This window comes from Neobacillus niacini (assembly GCF_036961885.1).
Taxonomy (GTDB): domain Bacteria; phylum Bacillota; class Bacilli; order Bacillales; family Cytobacillaceae; genus Neobacillus; species Neobacillus niacini_H.
The window spans coordinates 1-17192 of record NZ_JBALNQ010000043.1 but is presented as its reverse complement, the minus strand read 5'-3'; the positions used below and the strand labels follow the sequence as shown (position 1 = coordinate 17192).

Below are 17192 nucleotides of genomic sequence, written 5' to 3'. Positions count from 1 at the left end.
TTAGGGATAGATGCGGAAGAAGAGATTTGAAACTTTTTGGGTTTAATACTTGAATACTCATATTTCTTAAAATATAATATATTTAGAAAATTTTTACGATTTATTGAATGATTATTCATTCATAAAAGGGGGAAATTATGAATATAACATCCAGGCTTCAGGAAACAGCCAAAAAGTCAGCCAGTAAAACAGCCTATTATTTTATGGGAAAAGGTACCACCTATGCTGAATTAGATGGGGCAATTACAAAATTTGCTTCAGGGCTAGAAAAATTAGGCGTTAAACAAGGGGATCATATTGCGTTGTTACTTGGAAACTCTCCACACTTCGTAATTGGTTTATATGGGGCATTGCGGTTAGGGGCAACCGTCATCCCAGTTAATCCTATTTATACTGCTGATGAAATTGGTTACATATTAAATAACGGTGATGTAAAATTGGTAGTTGCGCTAGACATGGCGATTCCATTAGCTGAAAAAGCACATGCTTTCTTGCCTAAGGTAGAGCAATTTGTATTCTGTGAAACTAGTGAAAATGGTATCGGACAACATAATGTAGAGTCACTCACACTTTACCCTAAAATGAAATCGTTTTCAGAAGTAATTGCTATAGGAGACCTTTCATTTGTAGGACCTGAGCTGCAGGACGATGATATCGCAATTATCTTATATACTTCTGGAACAACAGGAAAACCAAAGGGTGCAATGTTAACCCATAAAAATTTATATAGCAATGCTAGTGATGTGAGCAATTATTTAAAAATGAATCATCAAGACCGTGTTATCACGACCCTGCCTATGTTCCATGTATTTTGCTTAACCGTAGCTTTAAATGCGCCATTATTGAGTGGAGCTACTTTATTGATTTCACCACGGTTTAGTCCGAAAGAAACGTTTGATTTAGCAAGAGAGTATAAGGCAACTGTTTTTGCTGGAGTTCCAACGATGTATAATTTCTTATACCAGTATCCTGAAGGAAATCCACAAGACTTTCATACCTTAAGGTTATGTATCTCAGGTGGTGCTTCCTTACCAGTTGCTCTACTAAATAATTTTGAAAAGAAATTTAATGTCCAAGTATCCGAGGGGTATGGTTTGTCCGAAGCGTCTCCGGTTACTTGCTTCAATCCACTTGACCGCCCGCGCAAGGCAGGGTCAATTGGGACCTCAATTCTTCATGTTGAAAATAAAATAGTTAATGAACTGGGGGAAGAACTTCCTGTTGGAGCAGTGGGAGAATTAATTGTATCTGGTCCAAACGTTATGAAGGGCTATTACAAAATGCCTGAAGAAACAGCATCAGCTTTACGCGGGGGCTGGCTCTATACTGGAGACCTAGCTAGAATGGATGAAGATGGATATTTCTATATCGTTGACCGAAAGAAAGATTTAATTATCGTTGGCGGTTATAATGTTTACCCACGTGAGGTTGAAGAAGTGTTATATAACCATCCCGACATCGTAGAAGTGGCAGTACTTGGTGTCCCAGATTCTAATCTTGGTGAATCTATTAAATGTTATGTAGTAAGTAAAAATCCCAATACAACTGACAAGGATTTACTTTCGTATTGCCAGGAACATTTAGCAAAATATAAAGTTCCATCTTCGATTGAGTTCCTAGATGAACTTCCTAAAAATACTACCGGAAAGATTTTGCGAAGAGCATTAAAAACTCAACTAACCCAAACCGTCTAACTCATATATATTTGGAAGAGGCTGGTTAGTCAGCCAAAGGGAGGTGAGTACTAGTGAATTCAATCCTACTAGAAATTAACAACCACGTCGCTGTTATTACCATCAATCGCCCAGAATCTCTTAATGCCTTCAATTATCAAACGTTGTTAGAGTTACAAAATAAAGTTGAACAAATTCGAATCGATCAGGATATCTGTGCTGTAATCTTTATTGGTTCAGGAGAAAAGGCATTTTGTGTTGGGGCAGATTTAAAGGAACGAAAGAACCTTACAAATGAACAAGTAAAACGTAATTTGTACAAAATAAATGAGGTTTTTAATTCAATAGACCAGCTGCCGCAACCGACTATTGCAGCAATTAACGGCTTTGCATTTGGAGGCGGAATGGAGTTAGCACTTGCGTGTGATTTCCGAATTGCCGCAGAGGAAGCGGTGATGGGTCTAACCGAAACAGGTCTCGCTATTATTCCAGGTGCAGGAGGGACTCAGCGCTTGCCTAGATTAATAGGGCAGGCTAAAGCGCTCGAGTTGATTCTTACTGCTCAGCGGTTTACTGCGGAAGAAGGGTTTGTTTACGGTGTTCTGACAAAGGTTGTGGATCAGAAAGAACTGCTAACGGCATGTAAAGCATTTGCAGATAAACTGCTTGCAAATGGACCAATCGCATTGCAGCAAGCAAAGTTTGCTATTAAAAATGGGATGAATGTGGATTTAAACACAGGGCTTCAGATTGAAAGGAAGGCATACGAAGTCACCCTTTCAACAGAAGACAGAATAGAAGCATTGCAAGCCTTCGCAGAAAAAAGAAAACCGGTCTTTAAAGGAAAGTAACATGGCGGATTCCCCGCCATGTTTTTTTAGTTCTAAATTTTAACTTTAGAACTAAACTATGTATAGAGAGGTTGTACAAAAAGGAGGACAAAACATTACATGGTTAGAAAAATGGGAGTCTACGCAGTTTTGGCCTATGTGATATATGGGTTGTTTTTTTATTGGTACTTATTTTACTTTGCAGATGCAAGCCTGCCCTTTGAATATCAAGGAACGAAAGCAGATCCTGCCACTTTTTTAAATGGCAGAGAGTTGATGCTAACAGAAGAGTATTCAAAGATTAGAAATTTATTGTTTTTTCTATCTACCCCCTTCGAATGGCTTTTCTATTTTCTGATTCTGTTATTTGGATTTTCAAAGGTGTTCAAATCGTGGGCTGAAAATTCATCCAAGTACAAGTTGCTTCAGACTGCAATTTACCTTATTTGGCTATCGTTTTTTGCCTTTTTAGCAACATTGCCTCTGAGCTATATTAGTTATTCTTTGTCAAAGACCTATAACATCTCAACACAAACTTTTCCATCATGGATGAAGGAAGAATTAATTGATTTCTGGATTAATTATGGAACCCTGCTAATCATTGTTCCAGTAGTTTATTGGCTGATGAAAAAAAGTGTTAAACGGTGGTGGTTCTATGCGTGGTTATTGTCCATCCCATTTACCTTGTTTATGATGTTTTTGCAGCCTATCATTATTGATCCTTTATATAATGATTTTTACCCATTGAAAAATAAAGAGTTAGAAACAAAGATATTGGCATTAGCAAACAAGGCTCATATTCCAGCAGAACATGTCTTTGAAGTGAATATGGCAGAAAAAACAAACTCAATGAATGCCTATGTAAATGGTATCGGTTCTAATGCGAGAATTGTCCTCTGGGATACGACATTGAATAAATTATCAGATAAGCAAATTTTATTTATTATGGCCCATGAAATCTGTCATTATATTGAAAATCATATATATATTGGGATAGCACTTTATTTATTGCTTTCACTTATTGGTTTATATCTTACGTCTCGAATGATGAATTGGGTGATTGCACGTCATGGAAAAGAATTGAAAATACCTGAGGTAAAAGATATCCGCTCCCTGCCACTTTTTTTTATGATTCTGTCAATGTTAATGTTTACTGCGAGTCCTTTTTCAAACCTTATTTCTCGTTATGAGGAAACACGTGCTGACCGCTATGCCATAAACATGACTCAAAATCCAGATGCAGCTATTACAGCTTTTCAAGAATTAACCCGCTCGGGATTAAGTCAAGTAAATCCACCATTTCTAGTTAAGATTTTCCGTTACAGTCATCCTACGATGTTGGAGCGCATTTCTACTTTGGAAGAATTTGAACTAAAGCAGCGGATAAAAGATAAATAAAAAAATGGGAAAGGAGTTTTAGCTCCTTTCCCATTTTTTTAAAAGATAAGTATAAGTGTTTGAACTTAGTTTACTGTCCAGCTTCAGCGCCCTAGCGTCTAGTGTCCTTCGCTCTCCGCCCTACGATAAGTCAACATCGAATCGCCTCCTGCTCCTGCGCCAAAGCATATTCGGAGAAGCGGCTGTTCAGCTCGTCGCAAAGCCCTTGGAAGTTTATTCAGGAAGTAACTTGGCTCTTCGTGTATCCTTTATCTCAGTTGGAGCGCTCCACAAGGAACGCTTCGGCAGTATAGGCTTCGCACGAAGAAAAAGCGTTAGCTTTTTCGAGGAGGCCATACGCCGCTGACCAGGGCGCTTCCGCTTCTCTAAGTTCCAAATCGTTTATTAATTTCAATTAGCTGTTTTGATAATAACTGAAAGTTTTTTCTATCCCGATGATCGATTGCAACGTCAATTTTCTTTTGTAGTTTTTCCTTTTCCACCGTCAATTGAATTTCTGATAAGAGCATGTCAATGTATAAATCCTGTACAAAATTGTCTTTCCGTTGACGTTTCATGGCACCAATTTTCATTAATTCCGTGTATGATTTCTCATTCATCAAAATCACCTCTGATGCTTTTTAATATTATATGGTTTTGTTTCAATAATATCAATGATTTTTTATAATTTTCAGACTTTTATTTTTGTAGTAACTTTGTGAATAAATTCGCAACAATTCAAAAAATTAAATCAACCTGAAAATAAACATGATATGATGGATAAAATTGCTAATGGAGTTGAAATTATGAAGCTAAAGCAAATTGAAGAATATGAGATAAATCCATGTACGATGTTTATTAAACCCATCGTTTATGGAAGTAAAATTTATTCGGAAATCTATGAAGTAGAAGATGAATTTTTATCTCCCTTTAAACCGCTCGATATCATTAAAAATAGTTGTGAGTATTATGGATCTGATTATGAAGGACGCAGAAATGGCACAAAACATTTAGTTGATTACGCACATAAACTTCCAATTGCTATTGAACCAACAAACCGCATTTTTTTCTTTCCTACCACATCGCCTGACCGTCAAGAGTGTATTTGGATTTCTCAAGAACATGTAAAAAATAATCCAGTCCGAATTAATCCTCAAGAAACTTTAATCCTATTTAATAATAATCAGTCTTATACATTTCCTGTTTCATGCCGTTCAATTATGACCCAATTGGAGAGAACTGCACACTTAAGAACGAAGTTAATGCAAAGAATTGAATTCAATGAGAGAAAATCATTTTATTTATTACAGTGGCCAAAAGCTATGGAGGCATCTGAAGATTCACATAGTTATGCTAAAAAAAAAATTAAGGATAGACAGTAACATCTAACCGGACATGTGCTGTTTTTGAAGATAAAACTCCAGTATTTCTTGAACTTTATTGCGGATTCTTGGATTAAAGTAATTATGTGCTTCTTCATACCCTTTATATAAGAACATATACATAGTAAAGGCATCGTCTCGTTTTGTTTCAATTACTTGGAGTTTATGCTTCTTCATATATTGTTTAACTTCAGCTAATTCTTTTTGGATGGTCTTTATTGTTTCTTCAATGAGTACTAAATAGGGTCTTTTTAATTTAAATGGACTCGTTTCCACAACGGTTAAATCACGATTTAAGATAATTAATACCATTGGCAAATAGATTGCTTTTTCCATTATATTGCGATCCACCTCTGGAATTCTAGTCATCCCATCATCGGCACCTTTCTTTTTTGGTCAGGAACATCTGTTCTTATTTTATCATACAAAAGTCTAAACGAAAACGCAATGCTAAAAGCTTGCGTTTTTTATTTGCAAAAATTGCCACTTGTATGAGAAAGTTTTTGTTAGAAGGATATTAACTCGGGGAAAATGAATTATATAATAGAACTATAAATATTACATAGATGGGTGAGTTTAGTATGAGATATGAAAAACAAAAAGAAAAGAAAAAAAGAAAAACAAAATCAATATTATTAGTCCTGCTGCTCCTAGTTGGTGCAACAGCCGGCTATTCCTATTATCAGTATAAACAAGGAATTGACCAATCCTTAGAGAAAATTAATAATGGGAGTACAGAAGTGAACGAAGAAGTATACACTTTTGAAGGTAAGAAGGATCAATATGGCGCTACCAATATCCTCTTATTAGGAAGTGACGCTAGAGTGGGTGAGGAAAAATCCAGAGCCGATACTATCATGATAGCACATTATAATGAAGACAAAGGAACCTATAAGTTGACGTCCATTATGAGAGATATTTATATAAGTATCCCTGGGGAGGGTAAGCATAAAATTAACTCTGCCTTTATGCGTGGCGGTCCTGAACTCATGAGAAAAACAATCAAAGAAAACTTTGATATCGATTTACAGTATTATGCGATTGTAGACTTTGAAGGATTTGTGCAATTGGTTGATGAGGCCTTTCCAAAAGGAGTAGAAATAAACGTTGAGAAAAGGATGGAAGAATTTATTGAAGTACCACTAAATCCAGGGCTACAAAGGCTAAATGGCGAGCAGATGCTCAGCTTCGTTCGTTTTCGCCATGATGCTATTGGTGATTTTGGAAGGGTAAAGCGTCAACAGCAGGCACTTCAGGCAATAGGAGATCAACTTTCAGGCATTCAAACAATTCCTAAGCTGCCTAAATTAATCGGTGTTGTCACACCATACGTCAATACAAACATGGATACTGGAGACATGTTATTTATGGCAAAGAATTTCTTTTCAAAGGATCGAGGAAATGTCGAGACATTTAGAATCCCTATAGAAAATGGATATAAAGATGCAAATATAAAAGGGGAAGGTGCTGTATTAGATATAGATTTAGAAATGAATAATAAGGCTTTTCATCAATTCTTAACTCAATAGCAAATCAAACAGCAAAATTTTTAAGGAGCATATTATGGACTTCGAAGCAATCAAGGCATGGTTCACACTTGAAAATATAATGGACTTAATTCAAGAATATCGGTCGTTTGGACCATTACCAGGTATTGCGTTGCCGATGATTGAGGCATTTTTGCCATTTCTGCCATTGGTGATATTTGTAATGGCAAATGCAAGTGCTTTTGGACTTTGGTTAGGGTTTTTATATTCTTGGGTAGGATCTTGCTTGGGAGCATTATTACTGTTTTTACTCATAAGGAAGTTTGGACAAAAAAGAATTTTTTCATTTCTCTCAAAACACAAAAAAGTTCGAAAACTGATGGATTGGGTAGATCGACATGGTTTTGGGCCGTTATTTTTACTGCTTTGTTTCCCATTTACACCATCGGTTGTTGTAAATGTTGTAGCAGCACTTTCCAAAATTAGTAAATACCAATACATGCTTGCTGTAGCAATTGGCAAAATGGTGATGATATTTACCATTAGTTTCGTAGGCTATGATCTTCAATCATTGATTACACAGCCTTACCGGACAGGTATTGTTTTAGCCGTTATTTTTATTCTTTGGTATGTGGGAAAAAGAATTGAAGTAAGATTGAATAAGAGTATGGAAAATGACCATAATGAGGAGATAAATAGAGGGAAAGAATTGAAGAAAAGGAGGAGCTAAAATGAATATCGAATGGAAAAAAGAGGGGATTGAGTGGATTAAAGCCTTTGCAATTGGAATTATCATTTTTGCTTTTATACGTACATTTTTCTTTTCTAACTATGTTGTCGAGGGAGAATCGATGATGCCTACTCTTCAGGAAGGGAACAAGTTAGTAGTCAATAAACTGGGCTACCAAATCAGTGATCTTAGTCGCTTTGATGTTATTGTCTTCCATGCAAATGAGAAAGAGGATTTTGTTAAACGAGTTATTGGATTACCAGGGGATAAAATTGAATTTAGAGATGATCAATTATTTATTAACGGGCATAAGTATAAGGAGCCGTTTTTATCTGTTTATAAGCAAGAAATACCTGGTATCAAACTTACTGGTGATTTTAGTTTGAAGGAAATCACAGGAGAGAGTACGGTGCCAGAAGGAAAGTTATTTGTGCTAGGTGATAATCGCTTAGGCAGTTGGGATAGCAGACATTTTGGCTTCATCTCTGTTGGCCAAGTTGTCGGAAAAGTCGACCTCCGTTACTGGCCGCTAAACGAAATGGATGTTCAATTCTAATGATGATAGATTTGATACTTGAGAGACCGATGAGTGATATCGTCTCTTTTTTTGTTTAAAATAATTTACCATTTATGGTTGAAATCTGTATGCAGTGGTTCCAAACGTTTGTGCCCTTAGTATGATAAAATGAATGTATATTGTTTAATGAGGGTAATTCGAAAGTGGGGTAGAAACATGTCTTTAAGAATGGTTACCGGAAGGTCAGGAAGCGGTAAAACACAAATCTGTATGGACGAAATAAAAAACCGGCTGCTGGAAAATCCAGGGGGAGAACCGATTATTTATATTGTGCCAGAGCAGATGACGTTTCAGGCAGAATATCGTTTGGCAACCAATCCATTACTTGGTGGAATGATTCGTGCGCAAGTGTACAGCTTTTCACGGTTAGCTTGGAGAATTTTGCAGGAAACGGGCGGTATAAGCCGGTATCATCTAAGCAGTGTTGGAGTAAGCATGCTCATTCGAAAAATTATCGAAGAGAAGAAAGATCAATTAAAATTGTTTCAGCGTGCAGCTGATAAAAATGGCTTTGTTCAGCAGGTAGAACAGATGATTACTGAGTTTAAACGTTATTGTATTAATCCTAATGAGATCATGCAAGAGGCCGTAAAGGTTAATGTAAGTGGTGAAACAGCTTCTAGAGCGTTACAAGATAAACTGAATGATTTAGAAATTATTTATCGACAATTTGAAGATGAAGTCTTTGGAAAGTATATCGATTCTGAGGACTATTTTCATTTGCTTTCAGAAAAGATTTCGTTATCGACATACTTAAAAAATGCCGAAATATATATTGATGGTTTTTACAGCTTTACACCACAGGAATTTTTAGTCATGAAAGAATTAATGAAGCATTGTCAGAGAGTAACAATAACCATGACGACGGATCGAAATACCTTTGAAGCTACGCCAGATGAATTGGATTTGTTTCGATTATCTAGTGATGCTTGCTACTCGATTTACGAATTGGCAAAAGTCGAAGGAATTGAAATTGAGACTCCGAACTATCTTGTTCATCAGGAGAAATGGAATAATCCATCACTTAAACATTTAGAGGGAAATTTTGATTCAAGACCAGCTGTTCCTTACTATGGACAAACAGACATTCATATTGGACAAGCTGTTAATCGTAGAGCAGAGATAGAAGGAATAGCTCGTGAAATTCTTCAGCTGGTTCGGACAAAAAATTATCGCTTTAAAGACATAGCCCTACTGATTAGAAATGGCAGCGACTATCATGAGATCGTTGAGCCAGTTTTCACCGACTATCAGATTCCATACTTTATCGACCAAAAAAGGACTATGTTGAATCATCCGTTGATTGAATTAATTCGATCAAGCCTGGAAGTTATTCACTCTTTTTGGCGTTACGAGCCTGTTTTTAGAGTAATAAAAACAGAATTGTTATATCCGCTACAGGAAAATCCAGATAGAATGCGGGAAAAAATGGATAGACTTGAAAACTTTGTACTCGCATATGGGATTAAAGGGGGGAAATGGACGCGAAAAGATCGCTGGACATATCGTCGCTTCAAGGGTCTTGAAATGGAAAGTAATATGCAAACAGACGCTGAAAAAGAAATCGAACAGCAGCTTAATGAACTAAAGCTTTTGGTAACAGCCCCGATTCTCCGCTTATCAAGAAGGCTCAAAAAGGCAGATACAGGTCGGAAGCTTTGTGAAGCAATCTATTTATATTTAGAAGAACTAGATATTCCTTCGAAACTAGAAAATTGGAAAATGGAAGCTGAACAAAAAGGCAATCTTGTAAAAATGCGTGAGCATGATCAGGTGTGGAATGCATGTATTGATCTCTTAGATCAATATGTTGAAATATTAGGGGATGAAAATGTGTCCTTAAAGTCATTCTCCGCTATATTAGAGGCTGGGTTTGAATCTCTCTATTTTTCACTCATTCCGCCAGCTCTCGACCAGGTAATAATCGGAGATTTAGAAAAATCCAGACTTACAGACATAAAGGCTACCTTTGTTGTTGGTGTAAATGAAGGAGTATTACCAGCGAAAATTGCGGACGACGGGATATTATCCGATGATGAGCGTGAAATGTTGATTGCCGCAGATGTAACTGTAGCACCAAGCAGCAGAACAAGATTATTAGATGAAAATTTTATTGCCTATAAGGCACTAACGACACCTTCAGATGTCCTTTATGTTAGCTATCCGCTTGCAAACGATGAAGGAAAGGCATTAATTCCTTCCTCATATATTAAAAGATTGAGAGATATGTATCCAGACGCTGATGAATATTTTTATGGTACAGATCCTGCTGAGTTATCAGAAAGTGAGCAATTGAACTTTGTTGCCAATTACAAAACGACATTGTCATATTTAACCGCACAGCTTCAGTTGAAGAAGCGCAATTATCCAATAGCCGATTTATGGTGGGATGTTTATAACTTTTATATTAAAGGTGAATGGAAGGGGCGTGCTGAGAGAGTACTGTCCAGTCTATTTTATACGAATCAGACGGTTCAACTATCAAAGGAAACAACAGACGAATTATATGGGGATACGATACAGGCAAGTGTATCAAGGATGGAATTATTTAATGGTTGTGCCTTTTCACATTTTGCCCAGCATGGGTTAAAGCTTCGTGAACGTCAGGTTTTTCGTTTGGAAGCTCCTGACATTGGTGAACTATTCCATGCTGCCTTAAAGCATATATCTGATTTCGTTAATGAACAAAAACTAAGCTGGGCATCACTCTCAAAGCAGCAATGTGAAGAACTGGCTAAGCAGGCAGTCAATGCATTAGCTCCGAAGCTCCAAAATGAAATTCTTCTAAGCTCGGAGCGTCATCATTATATAAAACGAAAATTAGAGCAAATTATTAGCCGGGCCTCGCAAGTATTGAGCGAACATGCAAAAGTAAGTGGATTCTCGCCAATCGGATTGGAACTGAGCTTTGGAAAGGGTGGCAAGCTCCCACCACTAACGTTTTCCCTGAAAAATGGAAAACGGATGGAATTAGCTGGTCGTATCGATAGGGTTGATCAAGCGAAGGGTGAAAATGATCATACTTATTTACGGGTTATTGATTATAAATCAAGTGAAAAGGATGTTAATCTTAACGAAGTATATTACGGGTTGGCGTTGCAAATGTTAACTTATTTAGATATCGTTATCACCCATTCAGATGAATTGGTGGAAATGAAAGCTAGCCCTGCGGGTGTCTTGTATTTCCATGTTCATAACCCATTAATTAGTTCTAGTAAATTGCTGACTGTTGATGAAATTGAAAAGGAAATCATGAAGAAATTTAAGATGAATGGTTTAATGGTGGGTGACCAAGATGTCCTTAGGCTGATGGATCAATCGCTTGAATCAGGCGACTCGCAAATTATTTCAGCTGGTATTAAAAAAGATGGCAATCTTACAAAAAAATCAAAAGTAGCAAGTCTAAATGAGTTTGATGACCTAAGGGCCTATGTCCGAAAGCTCTATCAAACTACCGGAGAGGCAATTGTGGATGGGCAGGTTGCTATTGCACCCTTTAAACTAAAAGACAAAACACCATGTACATTTTGTTCCTATAAATCTGTCTGTCAATTTGACGAATCTATGGAAAATCACTATCGAATACTGACACCCCAACCGAAGGAAACAGTCTTTGATTTAATAAGAAAGGAGGTTGAGGTGGATGAGTAATTTTGTAATTCCTCCTAGACCTGAAGGGGCAACTTGGACGGAAGACCAATGGAAAGCCATTATGGGGAAAAATAAAGATATCCTTGTCGCAGCAGCTGCTGGGTCTGGAAAAACGGCTGTCTTGGTGGAACGAATTATTCAAAAGATTCTTTCAGAAGTAGAACCTATTGATGTCGATGAGTTGTTAGTTGTAACATTCACGAACGCATCTGCAGCCGAAATGCGTCACCGAATCGGAGAAGCCTTGGAAAAGGCGATAAATAAAGATCCAGCTTCAAGGCATTTGCGAAAACAACTAAGTTTATTAAATAAAGCATCTATTTCAACCCTCCATTCTTTTTGTATGGAGGTCATACGTAAATACTATTATCTAATTGATGTTGACCCTGGTTTTAGAATCGCAGATGAAACAGAAGCACAATTAATTAGAGATGAAGTGATGGATGAGCTATTTGAAGATGAATATGGAAAAAAGGATAATGAACCATTCTTTCAGTTGGTAGATTCTTTTACAAGTGATCGTAGTGATAGTGCCCTAATGGATATCGTCCGGGATATTTATGATTTTGCGATGTCGAATCCGCTGCCAAGTCATTATTTGCAGTCAATGATTGAGATGTATGATGTTTCAACTGTAAAAAATCTAGAAGAACTGCCATTTATCAAAGCATTGCTTTTTGATATTGAACTACAATTAGAAGGTGCAAAAGAAATGATACAGCGCGGCTTGGAAGTGACAAGGCTTCCAGGTGGTCCAGCACCAAGGGCAGAAAATTTTCTCGATGATATGAATGTTATTAATACTCTTATACAGGCAAATCGTGATTCGTGGATAGCCCTTTATAATGCGATGCAGACTTGGTCTTTCACGAGAGCCAAGCAAGTAAAAGGAGACGATTTCGATAAAGAGCTAACGGACAAAGCGCAAAAACTCCGCGATAAGGCTAAAAAGAAAATTCAAGATATTAAAGATGAGCTTTTTTTAAGAAAGCCTGAAGGTTTCTTACGTGATATGGATGAAATGCGCCCACTAATTGAAACCCTTGTCCATTTGGTCACTGCCTTTTCGGAGCGATTTGAGAAAGCAAAACGAGAAAAAGGGCTTGTAGATTATGCAGATTTGGAGCACTATTGTTTAAAAATATTAACTGGGGAAATCACCTTTGAAGGAGAATTTCTTCCATCGGAAGCTGCATTAGCCTACCGGGATCATTTTAATGAAGTTTTTGTTGATGAGTACCAGGATGTAAATATGGTTCAAGAAACCATCTTAAAACTAGTCGCAAAAGAAGATGAGATAAATGGAAATCTGTTCATGGTTGGAGACGTAAAGCAATCGATTTATCGTTTTCGACTGGCAGAACCAAATTTATTTTTAGGAAAGTACAATCGTTTTAGGAAAGACGGTGAAGGTACGGGATTACGAATAGATCTTGCCCGTAACTTTAGAAGTCGCAAGGAAGTTCTTGAAGGGACAAACTATTTATTTAAACAAATCATGGGTGTCAAGGTAGGAGAGATTGATTACGATGAAGCGGCTGAACTCCGGCCTGGTGCACCGTACCCTGAAGATGAACCATTTCCAATCGAACTGTTGCTTATTAATCAAAATGGATCTAGTAAAGAATTGCCCCCAGAGGCTGCTGAATCAGAAACGGAGACAGGAATTTCCGAATTTGATGAGGTGGATTTAGAAAAATCTCAGCTTGAAGCTCGAGTAATAGCTGCGAAGATTAATCAATTAATTGCAAATGAAACAAAAGTGTACAACCCAAAAACAGAATCTGACCGTCCGATTAAGTATCGAGATGTGGTAATCCTGCTCCGTTCCATGACTTGGGCACCACAAATAATGGAAGAATTTAAACAACAGGGGATACCAATCTATGCCAACCTTTCATCGGGTTATTTTGAAGCAACAGAAGTAGCGATTATGATGTCGTTATTAAGGGTCATCGATAACCCTCTCCAGGATATTCCATTAGCATCTGTCTTAAGGTCCCCAATTGTCGGGCTAAATGAAGAAGAGTTGGCACAAATACGTTTGCATAACAAGGGCACATTTTGGGAGTCTGTAAAGAAGTTCTGTCTCAAGAGTAAACCAACAGAAAAAACAGAACCTTTATATGAAAAGGTCCGCCGGTTTTATGAACATTTGGAGGAATGGCGTTCAATGGCGCGTCAGGGGTCACTCTCGGAATTGATATGGCAGCTATATCGGGATACACAGTTTTATGACTTTGTAGGAGGTTTACCAGGTGGTAAGCAGCGCCAGGCAAACTTGCGTGCTTTGTATGATCGGGCAAGACAATATGAACAAACCTCGTTTCGAGGGTTATTTCGCTTTTTACGTTTTGTTGAGAGAATGATTGAAAGAGGAGACGACCTTGGAGCTGCAAGGGCGCTTGGGGAGCAGGAAGATGTAGTTCGGATCATGACTATTCATAGCAGTAAGGGGCTGGAGTTCCCCGTTGTATTCATTGCTGGCTTGTCGCGAAGCTTTAATATGATGGATATACGTAAACCATATATGCTCGATAAAGAGTACGGATTTGCAGCAAAATATGTAAATGTTGAAAAAAGAATTACCTATCCTTCTCTTCCTCAAATTGCCTTTAGGCGAAGAAAAAAAATGGAAATGTTAGCAGAGGAAATGCGTGTTTTATATGTTGCCTTGACGCGGGCAAAAGAAAAGTTATATTTGACAGCAACTTTGAAGGATGCAGATAAAAAAATTGAACAGTGGAATGATGTTTGTACCCATGCAGATTGGCTGCTAAAGGATTATGAAAGAGCAGCTGCAAGCTGTTATATGGATTGGGTTGGTCCAGCACTCGTTCGGCATCAAGACAGTAAAGAATTAAGAAAAACTGAAATTCAACATCATCAAATTTCCGATGATATCGTCTTCCATCCATCTGCATGGAAAATTACACAAATGAGTGCAGAAGAAATTAAAAATCAGGAAAAGTCTGAAAGTATGGAGGAGAACTCCTTACTAAAACAGATAGAGAATAAAGAATTGATTCCAGTAACATCAGCGTTTGCAGAAGAAATTAAGTCACGCTTAACTTGGGAATATTCTTTTGCCAATGCTTCGACCCATCGCTCGAAGCAATCAGTATCCGAAATGAAGCGTCAGCGGGAAATGTCTGATGAGCAAAGTGGCACTGAATTGTTAAGTCGCTTTAAAAAATCAATTACAAAACGCCCTAAATTCATGCAGGAAAAGTCATTAAGTCCTGCTGAGAGAGGGACAGCCCTGCATATGGTCATGCAGCATGTGGATGTTACAAGACCTGTTACAATAGAGACGGTTAAGGCACAGGTAGAGCGAATGGTGGGAAATGAACTGTTAACGACCGAGCAGGCAGAAGTTATAAATTCACAACTGATTGTTACGTTTTTCGAGTCGGACTTAGGCAAAAGGATCCTAAAAGCAAGAGTGGTAAATCGTGAAGTTCCATTTACTCTTTCATTGCCTGCTTCGGAAGTATATCCGACATGGCAGGATGAAGATGAATCTGTTTTTGTCCAGGGAATCATCGATTGTGTGTTTGAAGACGAAAATGGACTCATCCTGATTGACTTTAAATCGGATGGGATCACAGATCGTTACAAAGGTGGTTTTGAACAGGCGAAACCGATACTTGAAGAGCGATATAGATTACAAATTAATTTATATACAAAAGCATTGGAACAAATCTGGAAGAGAAAAGTAAATGAAAGATATTTATTCTTCTTTGACGGAGCACATATGTTAAAACTATAAATTTACAAAAATACGACATAAACCATATGAGGTTTATGTCGTATTTCAATTATTACCTGCTATTGGCTGGTCAACCAGGTTTGCATCAAGAACATTGGTACCACTTAATCCATTGGCTGTAAATATGATTGCCCCGGTATTAAAGCCACCAGAACCCGCATTGGTCTTTGTAGCACTTTTTGGAGAAATATATACAGTATCTCCGAATTGCACAATTCCGCCACTTACATTCACAATCTGTACTGGACCCATTATCGCTGGCATTTACTAACATCCTTTTTATTACTACTCTTAGTAATCTTGTGATTTCGTATTCAAACTTCCTTGTGATTGTTCATCCTTGCTGCAACTGTCTGATATGTTTTACCCGTACTTCCATTGAGACGTTTTCACTGTTTCCAACGTGCAGTATTGCATCCGAAGACATTGCAAGAATAGATATAGTATTGACCTTAATAATTGGAAGGCTATTATGAGTAGATATCGTCATGCTTTCATTGATTGGCAAAAAAGGGATTGGTTCCGAAAACACAGGATAGTTCGAAAAATTACCTTCTTTTGAATTAAAAACTTCAGCTTCCCTTTGAACAGCCAAGGCCCGTGAAAACCCATTAATAATATGGGAATCTCCAAGCTGGATGATAGAGGAGAAGATAGCAGAGGTCACATTAATGGTGTTTACGACGGAAGATCTCTGAAGCATATCTCTAAAACACCTAAAAAAGTGGCACAAACGGCCCGATGATGAGTGATTCAGCAGGAGTGTCGAACGTTGCTGCTAATTGAATTGTTTGTGTGTCGCCAACCATGACGAGTGAAGAACTTGCAACACCTATAATTCGAATGGTATCTACACAGATTTCCCGATTATATACTTCATAGTTCATTTTGTGTATTCATTCCTTTCACATTCTCTGGCAAATGATTAATAAAAATTAAAATACCTTTTCTGATTTCTTGCTTTAGTAAATCAATAATCCTCTCCTCTGTACTATGTTCGCCTTCACGTTCTCTGGCTGCAGTATTTTGTATATGGTAATCAATCCTAGCTGGAAGCTGTTTCATGATATCTTGTTTGATAAAAGCTAAATAGGAATCATCTAGCTTTACATTTAATTGATTTTGGGTTTCCTTAAAGAGTGCTGGAAGTTCGCTTTCTAAATACTGATAAATAGATTCCTCTACTTTCATAGACCGCTGCATTTGTACTTTAGGATGGATGGGGGTTTTGGATTGATTTTCTACAGCAAAATCTTCAATATTAGCCAAATCGGATGGGTTTAGTCCAATGTTTAAGGTTCCTTCAAGAGTTTCGACCTTCAATTGATCGAATTTGTATTCAATCTTATCAACCCGAACACTTGGCTTTTCCTTTAATTGCTTCATCTCTTCCTGAAGTTTTTGGATGATGTGTTCCATTGTAACAATTCTATTTTCCTGAGCCTGCAAAGTCATTTGGACCCATTGAAGAAGTTGTGAATAATCCTGGTACATTCCATCACCTCACTTTGAATCATCTTCTCTCGCTCCTGATAATGGCACTGCAGGGCTGCTAGATTGCCCGCCAATAGGTTGAGTACCACCTGCAGTTGGCGCGGGCTGGGTAAAACCCCCTGTATTATACAGATAGGAGGCAGGTTTAATGATTCCAGCACTTCCAATCTGCAGGACAGAAGAATTTGTAATACCGTTAATTTTAATAAAGTTTATTTG

16 protein-coding genes are annotated in these 17192 nt (G+C 37.6%); 9 read left to right on the top strand and 7 right to left on the bottom strand.

Annotation, left to right across the window (positions count from 1 at the left end):
* The first annotated feature begins 137 nt into the window (after positions 1–137).
* From V7124_RS17890 to V7124_RS17880, 3 genes are all read left to right on the top strand, one after another.
* On the top strand, positions 138–1694 hold the full coding sequence (locus V7124_RS17890) for a fatty acid--CoA ligase family protein (RefSeq protein ID WP_335491795.1): 1557 nt from the start codon (positions 138–140) through the stop codon (positions 1692–1694).
* A gap of 53 nt (positions 1695–1747) precedes the next feature.
* Positions 1748–2524, top strand: coding sequence for an enoyl-CoA hydratase-related protein (locus tag V7124_RS17885; RefSeq protein WP_335491790.1), 777 nt, complete (start codon positions 1748–1750; stop codon positions 2522–2524).
* A gap of 99 nt (positions 2525–2623) precedes the next feature.
* Entirely contained in the window at positions 2624–3901 is a 1278-nt protein-coding gene (locus tag V7124_RS17880) for a M48 family metallopeptidase (protein ID WP_335491782.1), read from the top strand.
* 365 nt (positions 3902–4266) lie between these two features.
* On the opposite strand, the gene V7124_RS17875 is transcribed toward V7124_RS17880, so the two are convergent.
* Positions 4267–4500, bottom strand: coding sequence for an IDEAL domain-containing protein (locus V7124_RS17875; RefSeq protein WP_335411058.1), 234 nt, complete (start codon positions 4498–4500; stop codon positions 4267–4269).
* A gap of 186 nt (positions 4501–4686) precedes the next feature.
* Between V7124_RS17875 and V7124_RS17870 the strand changes: the two genes are divergently transcribed.
* Entirely contained in the window at positions 4687–5262 is a 576-nt protein-coding gene (locus V7124_RS17870; RefSeq protein WP_335411055.1) for a competence protein ComK, read from the top strand.
* Between the two features lie 3 nt (positions 5263–5265).
* Here V7124_RS17870 and V7124_RS17865 read toward each other — a convergent pair whose 3' ends face one another.
* Entirely contained in the window at positions 5266–5631 is a 366-nt protein-coding gene (locus tag V7124_RS17865; protein WP_335491776.1) for a hypothetical protein, read from the bottom strand.
* Positions 5632–5843: 212 nt separating this feature from the next.
* On the opposite strand from V7124_RS17865, the gene V7124_RS17860 reads away from it, so the two are divergent.
* From V7124_RS17860 to addA, 5 genes are all read left to right on the top strand, one after another.
* Entirely contained in the window at positions 5844–6791 is a 948-nt protein-coding gene (locus V7124_RS17860) for an LCP family protein (protein WP_335491772.1), read from the top strand.
* Positions 6792–6825: 34 nt separating this feature from the next.
* On the top strand, positions 6826–7479 hold the full coding sequence (locus V7124_RS17855; protein ID WP_335491769.1) for a TVP38/TMEM64 family protein: 654 nt from the start codon (positions 6826–6828) through the stop codon (positions 7477–7479).
* A gap of 1 nt (position 7480) precedes the next feature.
* Positions 7481–8035, top strand: coding sequence for a signal peptidase I (gene lepB, locus V7124_RS17850; RefSeq protein WP_335491766.1), 555 nt, complete (start codon positions 7481–7483; stop codon positions 8033–8035).
* 177 nt (positions 8036–8212) lie between these two features.
* Positions 8213–11707 (top strand): helicase-exonuclease AddAB subunit AddB, encoded by a 3495-nt coding sequence (gene addB, locus V7124_RS17845; protein ID WP_335491763.1) that lies wholly within the window; start codon positions 8213–8215, stop codon positions 11705–11707.
* Positions 11700–15479, top strand: coding sequence for a helicase-exonuclease AddAB subunit AddA (gene addA, locus V7124_RS17840; RefSeq protein ID WP_335491758.1), 3780 nt, complete (start codon positions 11700–11702; stop codon positions 15477–15479). The genes addB and addA overlap by 8 nt, the downstream gene beginning before the upstream one ends.
* A gap of 45 nt (positions 15480–15524) precedes the next feature.
* On the opposite strand, the gene V7124_RS17835 is transcribed toward addA, so the two are convergent.
* The 5 genes from V7124_RS17835 to V7124_RS17815 form a co-directional block, all read right to left on the bottom strand.
* Positions 15525–15743: a spore germination protein gene (locus tag V7124_RS17835; RefSeq protein WP_335491755.1), complete on the bottom strand. Its 219-nt coding sequence runs from the start codon at positions 15741–15743 to the stop codon at positions 15525–15527.
* Positions 15744–15813: 70 nt separating this feature from the next.
* The gene (locus V7124_RS17830) at positions 15814–16182 is read right to left on the bottom strand and encodes a spore germination protein GerPE (RefSeq protein ID WP_335491752.1); all 369 of its coding nucleotides are present in this window, start codon (positions 16180–16182) and stop codon (positions 15814–15816) included.
* 13 nt (positions 16183–16195) lie between these two features.
* Positions 16196–16366, bottom strand: a complete 171-nt coding sequence (locus V7124_RS17825; RefSeq protein WP_335491749.1) for a spore gernimation protein GerPD — start codon at positions 16364–16366, stop codon at positions 16196–16198.
* Positions 16356–16973: a spore germination protein GerPC gene (gerPC, locus tag V7124_RS17820; RefSeq protein WP_335491746.1), complete on the bottom strand. Its 618-nt coding sequence runs from the start codon at positions 16971–16973 to the stop codon at positions 16356–16358. The genes V7124_RS17825 and gerPC overlap by 11 nt, the downstream gene beginning before the upstream one ends.
* Before the next feature lie 9 nt (positions 16974–16982).
* Positions 16983–17189, bottom strand: coding sequence for a spore germination protein GerPB (locus tag V7124_RS17815; RefSeq protein WP_335491840.1), 207 nt, complete (start codon positions 17187–17189; stop codon positions 16983–16985).
* Positions 17190–17192 lie beyond the last annotated feature (3 nt).